The organism is Marinagarivorans sp. (assembly GCF_982758155.1).
Map to the genome: position 1 here is coordinate 1 of NZ_CEXWTU010000009.1, position 12,204 is coordinate 12,204.

General features: G+C 48.8%; 10 protein-coding genes. 6 read left to right on the plus strand and 4 right to left on the minus strand.

The genetic code is table 11. The features are described 5' to 3' along the window. Nucleotides 1-1,116: VanZ family protein (locus AC3A8L_RS02160; RefSeq protein ID WP_487960577.1), on the plus strand; the 1,116-nt coding region annotated here is incomplete at its 5' end. Between the two features lie 319 nt (nt 1,117-1,435). Further along, nucleotides 1,436-2,548 (plus strand): acyltransferase family protein, encoded by a 1,113-nt coding sequence (locus AC3A8L_RS02165; protein WP_487960578.1) that lies wholly within the window; start codon nt 1,436-1,438, stop codon nt 2,546-2,548. A 185-nt stretch (nt 2,549-2,733) separates the two neighbouring features. On the opposite strand, the gene AC3A8L_RS02170 is transcribed toward AC3A8L_RS02165, so the two are convergent. Continuing rightward, complete coding sequence (locus AC3A8L_RS02170) at nt 2,734-4,371, minus strand: putative glycoside hydrolase (protein ID WP_487960579.1); 1,638 nt, start codon at nt 4,369-4,371, stop codon at nt 2,734-2,736. Between the two features lie 89 nt (nt 4,372-4,460). Between AC3A8L_RS02170 and gcvT the strand changes: the two genes are divergently transcribed. Then, entirely contained in the window at nt 4,461-5,555 is a 1,095-nt protein-coding gene (gene gcvT, locus AC3A8L_RS02175; RefSeq protein ID WP_487960580.1) for a glycine cleavage system aminomethyltransferase GcvT, read from the plus strand. Nucleotides 5,556-5,642: 87 nt separating this feature from the next. Further along, nucleotides 5,643-6,029: a glycine cleavage system protein GcvH gene (gene gcvH, locus AC3A8L_RS02180; protein WP_487960581.1), complete on the plus strand. Its 387-nt coding sequence runs from the start codon at nt 5,643-5,645 to the stop codon at nt 6,027-6,029. Nucleotides 6,030-6,230: 201 nt separating this feature from the next. On the opposite strand, the gene AC3A8L_RS02185 is transcribed toward gcvH, so the two are convergent. From AC3A8L_RS02185 to AC3A8L_RS02195, 3 genes are all read right to left on the minus strand, one after another. Then, nucleotides 6,231-7,097: an HDOD domain-containing protein gene (locus AC3A8L_RS02185; RefSeq protein ID WP_487960582.1), complete on the minus strand. Its 867-nt coding sequence runs from the start codon at nt 7,095-7,097 to the stop codon at nt 6,231-6,233. 277 nt (nt 7,098-7,374) lie between these two features. Further along, a complete protein-coding gene (locus tag AC3A8L_RS02190) occupies nt 7,375-8,529 on the minus strand; it encodes an imelysin family protein (RefSeq protein ID WP_487960583.1) in 1,155 nt (384 codons plus the stop codon). Between the two features lie 31 nt (nt 8,530-8,560). Continuing rightward, nucleotides 8,561-9,214: a histidinol-phosphatase gene (locus AC3A8L_RS02195; RefSeq protein WP_487960584.1), complete on the minus strand. Its 654-nt coding sequence runs from the start codon at nt 9,212-9,214 to the stop codon at nt 8,561-8,563. Nucleotides 9,215-9,376: 162 nt separating this feature from the next. Between AC3A8L_RS02195 and AC3A8L_RS02200 the strand changes: the two genes are divergently transcribed. Beyond that, the gene (locus AC3A8L_RS02200; RefSeq protein ID WP_487960585.1) at nt 9,377-9,883 is read left to right on the plus strand and encodes an RNA pyrophosphohydrolase; all 507 of its coding nucleotides are present in this window, start codon (nt 9,377-9,379) and stop codon (nt 9,881-9,883) included. Continuing rightward, nucleotides 9,883-12,156: a phosphoenolpyruvate--protein phosphotransferase gene (ptsP, locus tag AC3A8L_RS02205; RefSeq protein ID WP_487960586.1), complete on the plus strand. Its 2,274-nt coding sequence runs from the start codon at nt 9,883-9,885 to the stop codon at nt 12,154-12,156. The genes AC3A8L_RS02200 and ptsP overlap by 1 nt, the downstream gene beginning before the upstream one ends. Nucleotides 12,157-12,204 lie beyond the last annotated feature (48 nt).

The following is a 12,204-nucleotide window of genomic DNA, read 5'->3' on the forward strand; positions in this document are numbered from 1 at the left end:
AACACGGCAGGTGTTTGCGACCGTGCTTGGCATACCATGCTAATACACGAGTCAAAAAACTTTTGGCCTGGGTGTGATGAATGGGTGTTGTCATGGTTGCGGTTGGGGTCGGTTATCTGGCCGGCTATGGTAATGGTTAGTGCTCAAATAAGCACGTTACGGGGAAGTGCTGTTGGTTGGTGTGTGTTTAATCTGAGGAGGAATGTTGTGGTAGCGAACAAGAAAATTTATTTACTCGTGTTACCTGTCATGGCTTCACTGCCCCTCTTGGTTAAGTTGCCGGCTTTCTCGCCAACATGGTTAGCGTTGAATGACTCGGCGCACTCGGTCCTTTTTTTATTGTTGAGTGTGGGTTTGGCCGCCTTTTTTCAGTTGCCGAGTAGTAGCGTAAGGGAGAGTAGGCGCTGGCAATATTTATGGCTGGGGTTGCTTGGGGTTGGTGTGGCGATTGAGGTCGCGCAGTCTTTTATTGGCCGCTTCGCCAGTTTTTATGATGTGTTTTTGGACGGTATTGGCATTGTTGTTGGCTCGTTACTGTACTGCGCCTGGGGGCAAAAGCGTTTATTCCTTGCTGGCTTGGCTAGTCTAGTTATGGCGTTTGCATTTATTAATCCGCTTTGGGTGACGTATCACTCTTACTTGCTTAAAAAGCAGCGCCCGATAATTTGTAACTTCGATGGCCCTTGCCCTTGGGCATTGAGTTTTAACCAAGGAGCGTTCAAAACGATCAAGCCGCATATGCCTGAAAATACCAAGTGGCCGAATAATCACTCAGAATTTGGTGTTTTAACGTTTCCGACTACGACTTACCCTGGTGCTGGGGTGCAGCATGCTTTTGTTAGTTGGGAGGGTTATGGTGAGTTATGCGCTGAGATTTATTGGCCTTATTTATGGGATACCCGTTTGGGTGTTCACATACACGATGCCGGTTTCCCCGGCAAAAGCCAAAAGTTTGATCGTGTGACGACTATAACCGCAGGTAGTAATACGGTGTGTGTGTCGTTGGCCGATGTGAAAGAGACGGTTGACCTAGGTGCTGCCAAAACGTTGATTTATTATCGACCAAAGCCCGAGCAGGCCGGGGAGCTTTATCTGGATAATATACGACTGCGTTAGTGGGTGGAGGTTATATTTTCTGATTATTGGTGTTTAGCTTTATACTGTGCCTAGGGACGAGGAAATAATACATTATCCACTAATGCTTGCTCTCTACTTCCTCATCTTCGTTACTCAAAGCGTTACATGCCCCGGCGCGGCGCTTTAAAGTACCTTGATGAGAAAGCAGAACACTGCGCCTAGCTGGACAATCTATATATTGCCTCGCCCCCTAATCTAATAGGGGGGGATTTCGGCCTCCCTATGTAAGTTCTCTCTGCTCGCCTCTTCTTGGGGGGCATTTTGATCATTATTCCAAGTTCAATAATGGAGATTTTTTGTGAAAGTAAGTAATGACGGCGCTACGCTATTACAGGCTAAAGACGGCTGCGATAGCACGGTTTCCGCGAAGCCTTATTATGGCTATTTTGACTTGATGCGTGCCGTATTGGCCGTAGCCGTTTTTATTTCGCATGCCAATATTTTACCAGAACCCCTTGATTCTATTGGCGGCTATGCTGTACGCGTTTTCTTTGCGTTATCTGGATTTTTAGTCGGCGGGATCCTGTTGGATATGAGGCAAAAGTCTCATTTTTGGAGCGCGCTACCAAAATTTTATTTCAATCGTTGCTTGCGTATTTGGGTGCCGTACTACTTATTGATTATGAGTTATGTCGCGTTGATTTTACTTCGCGATCAATGGTCTTCTGACTTAGAGCTTCGTTTAATTCCGTTATTAACATATACGCACAACTGGGCGAATGACGCCTTTGGTTTGTCATCCTCGGTGGCGCCCATAAATCACTCATGGTCACTTGCGGTAGAGGAGCAATTTTATCTACTATGCCCTTTACTGGTTGGTGCTTTTTTCAATAGAGCATTAATGGCAATATTAATGTTGGTACTGGCAATTGCCTTACCTTTCACGTTGGGCGTATCTTATTTCTCGGCAATTTGTCTTGGCGTGTTTGCGGCTGTAATGCAACGCGAGCTGGCACCCTCTGTGTGGGGGTTCATTCAAAAGGTTAGCTTGTTTGTCGGTATGCCTGCCTTTTTGATTTTGTTGGTTTCTGGTTTTAGCAGTCAATCTGTGTTGGTTGCACTAGCGGGCGCGTTAATGGTTGTGGGTGTATCGGTTGCGCGGGCTAAAAGCAATTTTATTTTCTTGCTGGGCGCTATGAGTTACTCTTTTTATCTATTTCATTGGATCGGTTTGTATATCGCTAACCCGATTAGTAAAAAGTTACCTGAGGTGATTTCCTCCGAAGCAGGATTGGTAATTGCCTTTGGTATTGCGGTATTAATTAGTTACCTATCGGTACGCTTCGTAGAGTGGCCCTTAATAAAAAGGCGTGATGCATTTGCTTCGCAATATCCCGTGTTGGTCGTTATTGCAACGGTTGCAGCTTTCTTGTTGACCTTAACAGGCCTGCTATATATTGCTGCTAATTAGGGCGCAGGTTTTGATTTAGGTACGAGGAAACAATATCTCATCCACTATGCTTGCTCTCGTCAAACTTAACATCGCTGCTCAGAGCTTACGTACCAAAGCGTGAGCGCTTTTAAGCGCTTCGGTACGAAAGTCGATTTAGCCTTAGTTGGAAAGCTATTATTGCCTCGCGCCTTTTTTGGCTGGTCTTACTGCTCCACCAAGTCCGAATAAATAGCTTCAACGACAAAGCAATGATTTATTAAATCTTGCAGGCTGCCGCCTTCGCTAATGTAGTTCAAACCATAGGGCCAGAAGTGGGTGCCGTCGGAGTGGACTTCTTCGGTATTGTCGCCGGTAATTTCTCTGATTTTAGCGGTGGCGTTCGTGCCCGTAAATATCCCATCAACGACTAAGCTTCTAAATACATTCGAGCCGCCGGCGCCAAAGGTGTGGGCGATTTCGTGCATGGCGGTTACGTGGTGCATAGAGGCGCGCGAGCCAAAGCGGATGTTGCCATTGGTGCTGCCATCGGCTGTTTGCACGCCTGGGTTGTATTGCACGCTGAGGTGGCGACTTAGGTTGCTGTAACAATTGTAGTTTTTAACCGCTTCATCCATCGCGCTGGTAATTAAACGGTAAGCGTCTTGTTGATCTGTGGTGGGGTCGGCTTCGCGGTTTAAGGTATAACTGACATTGCCGGCGGCTATGCAGCCCTCGTTTATCGGTGGGCGTTCGATGGTGCGTGATAATTTAATATTATCGATTTGAATTGTTACGTTTTGCTCTTGATTGAACCAGTCAGGTTGAATCACAAAGATATGGTTTACCTGGGTAATGTCTAAGCCGCTAGCGCGTAATTGGCTGATGGGGTAACGGTGTGTTTGCCAATCAAATGAGGCGCTGTTGGTAATGGGCATTTCTGCGCTGCTGCACGGATGAATACATTCCATTTTTACGATAAACCCAGCGGCATTGCTGGGTTGCTCGTGGTACACCATGCGCATATCAAAGGTCAGCTCGCCATCGGCATAGTCACTTAAGTTGGCGCCTTGGGTGGCGGCAAGTTCTGGCATAGCCAAACCAAACCAGCCTTTTACGGCTTTGGTATTGTCTGCATCGTTGGCATTCCAAGTGACTTCCATCACTTGTTGATGCTCGGCATCGCCTGTATCCACAGTTTTCCACTGCACGTGGTAGTCGCCTTCGCCAATCTGATGAAAAAATGGGCTGCTCGCCGCGCCCGATTCATAAGACACCCAAGCGCCAAAGCCAGGGGCTGTGCACTCTTCAAACACCATGTCAGTGTTAGCGCTGCAGGGTTTAACGGTAATGTTTAGGGTGTCCGAAATACCGTTGGCTTCGGCTTGCAAGGTCAGTGTTTCGATACTGTTTACATCTGGCGTGACTAACGCGGCTTGCGTGCCAGTTTGTTGTATCCAGCTTACTTTTGGTCCTGAAATTTGGCTCCAGCTAATCGCGTTGCCTCCGTTTACTTGAGCGGATAACTGTACGACCTGGCTATTGCTGGCCGTGATATCAGGGCCAGCATTTAAGTTAAAGGCCTGCGCGCTAGAGCTTTGTGTTTGTTCGCTACTGCTAAGGCTTGAAGCTACAGCGCTGGACGATACTAGGCTTGCGCTAGATTGCGGTGCATTGCCTCCGGTGCAGGCGCTAAGCGATAGCGCGGCTAAAAGTCTAAAGGCAAGTGTGCTGGATGAGCAACGAAAAGGCAGCATGGGGGTGGGCTCTAAACGATTTTGCTCGAGCATACATAAAAGTGGCGTGCTAGGCGTTTGAGTTGATGATTTGAAGTGAGTAGGGCTTCTCTTTTTGGGGCTAAACATTACTTGGGTCCCTAAGAGCCACAATTGCTGACCCGTTCGGCACATGCCGCTACAATACCGCCTTTACTCCAACTCCTACGGACTTCTCAATGCTAAATAAAACGCCGCTGGCAGAGCTGCACCCGACGATGGGTGGCAAAATGGTTGATTTTGGGGGCTGGTGGATGCCGGTCAACTATGGGTCGCAAATCGAAGAGCACAATGCCGTGCGCACCGATGCTGGCATGTTTGATGTTTCTCATATGACGGTGGTGGATGTGCATGGCGAGCAAGCGCAGGAGTTTCTGCGTTACTTGTTAGCGAACGATGTGGCTAAGTTGACCGAGCAAGGTAAAGCGTTATATACCGGAATGCTCAACGATAATGGCGGTGTGATTGACGATTTAATCGTGTACTTAACGCCGCTGGGCTACCGTTTAGTGGTGAATTGCGCAACGCGTGAAAAAGACCTCGCGTGGATTAACTTGCAGGCGCAAAAATATAGCGTGCAAGTCATCGAGCGCCCGGAGATGGCAATGGTTGCGGTGCAGGGGCCGCAAGCGCGCCAAAAAGTGGTTGAAGTTTTGGCTAACGATGCTGAGGCTTTAAATGCGTTGGGTATTTTTTACGGCGTTGCTTTAAGCGGCGAGCGGAGCGACTGGTTTGCGGCCCGCACAGGTTATACCGGCGAAGATGGCTTTGAGATTATGGTACCTGCCGATAGCGTCTGTGGTTTTTGGCAGCAGTTGGTGGATGCTGGCGTAAAGCCTTGTGGTTTGGGCGCACGCGATACCTTACGGCTTGAAGCTGGTATGAACCTTTACAGTCACGAAATGAATGATGACACTTCGCCTTTAGTCGCCAATATGGGCTGGACGATTGCGTGGGAGCCTAGCGGTCGCGACTTCATTGGCCGCCGTGTGATTACCCAAGAAAAAGCCGAAGGGGTTAAGTTTCGACTGGTGGGTTTGGTGATGCGCAGTCGAGGAGTATTGCGTGATGGCTACGAAGTAGTTGTGCCGCACTCTGATGTGCGCGGCGTGATTACCAGCGGTACTTTCTCGCCTAGCTTGGGTGTTTCGATTGCGATTGCACGTGTGCCCGTTGGCGAGCTAAGCGCTGCGGAGGTGGTTATTCGCGGTAAAAGCGTACCGGTTGAAGTCGTTAAGCCCAGCTTTGTTCGCAACGGTAAAGCGCTGGTGTAATACGTGTTGGGCTGGGCCACTGGTTTAAGCTCGCACTAACACATACAATGTCGCCCAATAATTTTGATCAATTGTGAGGATAATCCCATGAGCGAAGTTCGCGCGGAATTGAAATACCTAGAGAGCCACGAATGGGCTCGTGTTGAAGCTGACGGCACTGTGACCATTGGCATTAGTGATCACGCGCAAGCGGCGCTTGGTGATGTCGTTTTTGTCGAGGTGCCTGAAGTTGGCAGTGAAGTAACGGCAGGCTCTGAAGCGGGTGTTGTTGAGTCGGTTAAAGCGGCAAGCGATATCTACTCCCCTGTGAGCGGCGAAGTGATTGCCGTGAATGAAGCATTGGAAGACGCGCCGGAAACGGTTAACGCTTCACCTTATGACGATGGCTGGTTTTTTAAAGTGCGTCCTTCTGAGCTAGAAGAGCTTGATAATGCTTTGGATGCCGAAGCTTATCAAGAGGCGATCGGCGATTAAGCTTATTCGCAATGACTGATTTTTTGCTGAAAAGGAGTGCCCATTGGGTACTCCTTTTTTTGTGTCTTTAGGCCTCATAAAATGACGACCTTAAAGCCCTTATTCCCTACCTTCGAACAAATCTCTTCGTTTTAATATCCGGTTACAGCTATTTAGTGTTATCTGTTCGGTGACGGCTGAGCTGGGGTTGTGTAGAGGGGGCTAAGCTTGACCTCCTAGCCCAAGCTCTTGAATGTGTTCGATCATGCCTTCGTAATCATAATCGGATAAGCCGATATGAATCAAAATAGCCTCTTTGACTTGCTCCCACTCGTGATCGACGGCACAGCCACCTAAAGTTCTATGCAGGCCGCTAATGTGTTCTGCCATTTTTAAAATAGAAAGCAGCGTTTTGATCTGGCTGTTGCTGGAGTTTTCCATGAACTCTTGGGTGACATGATGATGTTCGTGAATCGCTTCTGAAATATAAGGTGGCAAGTTCCAGCTTCGACTGACGTAATAACCCACAACGGCGTGGTTGGTATTGATAAGCTCGTTTTCGGTATCGGTAATCAGTGAGCCTTCGCGATGATAGGCCTCTTGAAGCACCATGGCGTAGTTATCAAATTTACTGGCTAGCAGTGGTATGCCGCAGTTATGGACTAACCCTAATGTATAGGCCTCATCAGGGCTGTTGTAACCGACTTGTTTTGCCACTACCGCCGCTGTCATGGCGACTTCCATGGCGGTATCCCAGAATGCCCCAAGCGCAATGATCTCTTCATCGGATAATGCACCTTTAATGGATTGTGCATTGACCAAGTTGACCACGCTATTGATGCCCAGTAGGGCAACGGCTTGAGTAATTGAGGTGATCTTGTTGGTCAGCTTGAAAAAAGGTGAATTGACGGTTTTGAGTATTGCACCAGATAGGCCCACATCTTGACTGATCAATGTCGCAATGGACTCTGCAGTACATTTTGGTGAGCATTGTTCCATCTGCAAGTCGACCATCACCTGAGGCTGAGGTGGTATCGCAATGCCTTGCAGGATGTGTTTAATTTGCTCTGGAGTCAGTTCTTGGCTCATGAAAAAATCGTCGACATGTATGGTGCGTTAAACCTAGAAACCGCAGTTAAACCATCAAAGTCTACGCATCCCCTTAGCGCACCTAACGTGCGGTAAAAATGATTCATCACCAATAAGGTGACTACACATTTTTACTACACGCCATGCACACCAAGGGAATACGCATCTATTTGACTCTCAACTACGGTTTTTAGGTTAAAGGGAGCTGCCAAAGTGCAGCATGTTCCTTTAAGGGTAGCTCACAGATTTCATTGTGTGGTGAAATAGTGGCGCCTGATTACGGTTGTGGACGATTTTCGAGAGTTTTTTTCAGCGCCAAGACCATTGCTGCTAACTGGGCTTCCATCTCTTTATCGGCAGGGCGTAATGCGCTATTACTTGCCTCTTCATCAGCGGTGTTGAGTGTTGTAAATTGCGCTTCTAGGGATTGTCGCAGTTGCACAATAGGCTCTGCTAGGTAGTCAATTCCCTGCAATGATAGCCACTGCCCGAGTTGTTGTAGTTGTGTATTCCAGCGCCTGTTTCTGTATTCGAGGCTCCATTGGGCTTCTTGCAAGGTATCGACGGTGTACGGCGTACTTTTTAACTCGAGTAATTGCTGTGTGAGCAAATTAAGGCCCGCTTTTATATGGTGCTTTTGTTGCTGTTCTATAGCAGGCTGACTGGCGGCGTTAAGGGCTGAGTTTCGGTCTCTGCGCGCCCATGCAGTGTGTAGGTCTTTGAGATCGGAGACCAATAGCTGAGCTTGCAGTTGAATGAGTTGGCGGCGTCGGTTATTGGCCAGCTCTTGTATGGAGGTAAAGCCCATCATGCGTTCGCTTTCGTTGAGCGCAGTCGATTCAGTAAAGTCATCGCTGGTTGCTCGTAATATCAAGCCTATTGGGTATATGCCTAAGCTGGCGTCTTGTGGATGGGTTAAGCCATGCTGATGTCTTAGGTTTTCGGGGGTGATAGGCGTATCGATATCGTAAATAAGCCCGGTTTTACCGTGCAATACATTTTTATCGAGATAGCCGAGTTGGGCTGGCCAGACTGTAATGAAATCGAAAGTCTGATTAATCGCTTGCCAGGCGGTGCTTTGCGCCTCGCGACCCAGCGGGCCGATTAGGGCGAACCCTTCTATCGCTTCGGCTGTTATTAGCCATTGCCGGTTCGAGGCTTCTAGGTTCGTTGATGTTGGCTCTGCAAGTAACCGCTGCAGGCTTTTTTCTAGCGTTGTGGCTTTGCCAATAGCGGCATTAATGTGCACTTGTTGGCTTTGCCAGAGTGTTACGGTTTGGTTGTGTGGTGACACCAATGGTGGCGAGGATAATGATAGGTTCTTGTTTGAATGGACGTTTGTTGGCTCGGTGGATTCACCGCTGCAGCTCAGCAGCGTGCCGCCACACAATAGGGTAAGCGTGAACGTTTGAAGGCGGCGGGGCAATGACATACTCAATCCTTGGTGGTGGGCCAGCTTATCGTTAACGCAAACTGATTACGGGCATTGCGTGTTTTTGGGCGTAGTCGTTTAATCGCGGGCAAGGGTCTACGGCTACAGGGTGCGTGACTAACTTTAGCAGAGGTAGGTCGTTAGCCGAGTCACTGTAAAAATAACTGTCAACTAATGAGGCTTTGTGCTCACTTAGCCACATATTCAGGCAGGTGATTTTTCCTTCTTGAAAACACGGTGTGTCGGTATGTTTACCGGTATAGCGCCCATCGATGATCTCGGGCTCGGTGGCAATCAAGTGGCTAACACCTAGGCGTCGAGCAATGGGGCCGGTAACGAAGCGGTTTGTTGCGGTGATAATGACAATGGTATGACCTAAGCGCCGATGCTTATTGAGAAGCTCTACGCCCTTAGGCAGTATCATGGGCTCTATAACATCGGTCATAAACTCGGCTTGTAGGGCAAACCGCTTGGCCGCCGAAAGGGTGGTTAATGGGCTAAGAGCGAACTTAATGTAGGCGCTAATGTCCAGAGTACCCTGCTGATATTCAAGGTAAAACTGGTCGTTGGCGCGTTTAAAGTGTTCGCGGTCAACAACGTTTTTATGGCACAAGAACTCGCCAAACGCATGATCGCTATCACCGTTTAACAGGGTGTTGTCGAGGTCGAACAGGGCAAGGGTCAAGAGGGCTCCTTAAAATAAAGTGTCGTGTAGTCTGCTGAACAATAAATGCACTATTGCAACATTATGCAATAAAGCTGAATATAAGCTGAATCGAAAATTGCTGTATTCAGCTATATTGTGAAACAATGGCCAAATGATTATAACAAGACCTAGGGGGCTCGCGTGATTGACGCCGAAGGCTTTCGCCCAAATGTGGGCATAATGCTAATGAATCCTAAGGGCCAACTGCTTTGGGCGCGGCGTATTGGCGGCCAAAATGCATGGCAATTTCCGCAGGGTGGCATTAAAGCTGATGAAACACCCGAGCAGGCGCTATACCGTGAATTGAAAGAAGAGGTGGGTTTAACCGCTGAGCAAGTCTCTGTGGTTGACGTAACCCGCGGCTGGCTGCGTTACCGGCTGCCCAAACGTTTTGTGCGTCAGCAGCAGCCAGTGTGTATTGGACAAAAACAAAAATGGTTTTTGTTAGAGTACAAAGGTGATGACGGTGTCATTGACCTTAGTGGTGATGGCCATCCTGAATTTGATACTTGGGAGTGGGTTAGTTATTGGTATCCGCTCAACCGTGTGGTCAACTTTAAGCGTGACGTGTACCGTCGTGCAATGCGGGAGCTAGCTCCAGCGCATGCTAACTACGAAGATAGCCGCTGGCGGGAGAGGCTCGCTTGATGCTGAAATCCCTGCGGAGCATCGTTCAAGAAGTTAATTCTGCGAGAGATTTACCCGCGGTATTGCGCATTATCGTCCAGCGTGTCAAAAAGACGATGGAGACTGAGGTTTGCTCAATCTACCTTCGTGACCGACAAAATAAGTATGTTTTGATGGAGACTGAAGGCCTAAACCCTGAAGCGGTTGGGCACGTTATTCTCTCTCGTGGGCACGGCTTGGTCGGGCTTGTTGCTTCGCGCGAAGAGCCTGTCAATCTTGATCAGGCCGAAACGCACCCTAAGTATGAATACTTCCCCGAAACGGGAGAGGAGCGATATAGCGCCTTTCTTGGTGTTCCTATTATTCATCACCGTAAAGTGATGGGCGTATTGGTCGTGCAGCAAATCAAGGGGCGTACTTTTGATGAAGGCGAAGAAGCCTTCCTGGTGACAATGTCTGCGCAGCTTGCTGGAGTTATTGCACATGCCGAGGCCACTGGCGCGTTAGTCGATATTCATTCAGACCGCTTACCGACAGAAGCTAAGTTCTCTGGAATACCTGGCGCACCTGGCGTGGCTATTGGTCGTGCGGTTGTTACCTCGCCCCCCGCAGACTTACGTGCAGTACCTTATCGAAAATGTGATAACCCAGAGCTTGAGGTGACTTTCTTTTTAGAGTCGCTCACTCGTGTGCGTGAAGATGTACGCAAATTGGGCGATGAGCTGGGCAATCGTGTCAACAAAGAGGAGCGCCAGCTATTTGATGCCTACGTAGGCATGCTGGATGATGCTTCAATGGGCGGTGAAGTGATGGAGCGGATTCGCGAGGGTGTGAGTGCGCAATATGCTTGGAGTGAGGTCATTCTCGAGCACATTACTAACTTCCAAAGCATGAGTGATCCCTATCTTCGTGAGCGAGCAAGCGATGTAAAAGATTTGGGCTCGCGCGTGTTAGCTGAGCTGCAGCAAAGTAATCAAGAGGAGCGTGTTTTCCCCGAAAACACCATATTGATTGGCGAAGAACTGACGGCGTCAATGCTGGCGGAAGTACCAGAGGGCCGTCTCGCCGGTGTTGTTTCGGTACGTGGTTCGAGTAACTCGCATGTCGCTATTCTTGCGCGCTCTATTGGTATTCCTACGGTTATGGGGGCGGTTGATTTACCGTTTACCAAACTGGATGGCCGTGAAATGGTTGTCGATGGTTATCACGGAAGTGTCTTTAGTGACCCCTCACGCAACTTGCTGCATCACTATCAGGACATCGTCGATGAAGATTTACAAGTTGTGCGAATGTTGGAAGGCCTTAAGGATGAAGCTTGTGAGACAACTGATGGCCACAAACTTGAGCTGTGGGTAAATACTGGCTTGGTGGCCGACGCGATGCTTTCGTTGGAGCGTGGCGCCGAGGGCGTGGGGCTATATCGTACTGAAATTCCGTTTATGTTGCGCGATCGCTTTCCGACCGAGGAGGAGCAGCGCCAAGTCTATCGGGAGCAATTAGAGGCGTTCTTTCCTCACCCTGTCACCATGCGTACGCTCGATATTGGGGGCGATAAGGCTTTGCCTTATTTCCCTATTGAGGAGGAAAACCCCTTTTTGGGTTGGCGTGGTATTCGGGTAACGCTTGATCATCCAGAAATTTTCTTGGTGCAAGTACGCGCTATGCTCAAGGCCAGCGAAGGCTTGGATAACCTCCGCATTTTATTGCCAATGATATCGGCGATACCCGAGCTAGAAATTGCGCAAATGCTCATTGTACGCGCTTATGAAGAATTGATAGCTGAGGGGCATAAGATTGCTATGCCGCCGATTGGGGTAATGATAGAAGTGCCTTCTGCGGTTTATCAGGCTCGGGAGTTGGCGGCACGCAGTGATTTCTTGTCGGTAGGAAGTAACGATTTAACCCAATACATTTTAGCGGTTGATCGTAACAATACCCGCGTGGCCGATTTGTATCGCTCGCTGCACCCTGCAGTGTTACGCGCGCTGAAAGATGTGGTTGATGCTTCTCACTGCCAAGGTAAACCTGTCAGTATTTGTGGTGAATTGGCTGGAGATCCTACGGCAGCGTTACTTTTAATGGCGATGGGTTTTGATGTGCTATCGATGAGCGCAACCAACTTATTAAAAGTGAAGTCGGTGATTCGGAGCGTTAGCCTAACGGATGCCAAAGAGCTAATGACGACAGTACTGGCGTTACCGGATACTGAGTCAGTTTACGCCACAATGGCAGCGGCTTTCAAAGAAGCGGGTTTGAGTCGTATGCTTAAGCCGGTAATTCCTATCGTGCGTTAGCCTGCCGCTTTAAATGCTGGGAGGTACTAACTTTTTTATCGATGCCTT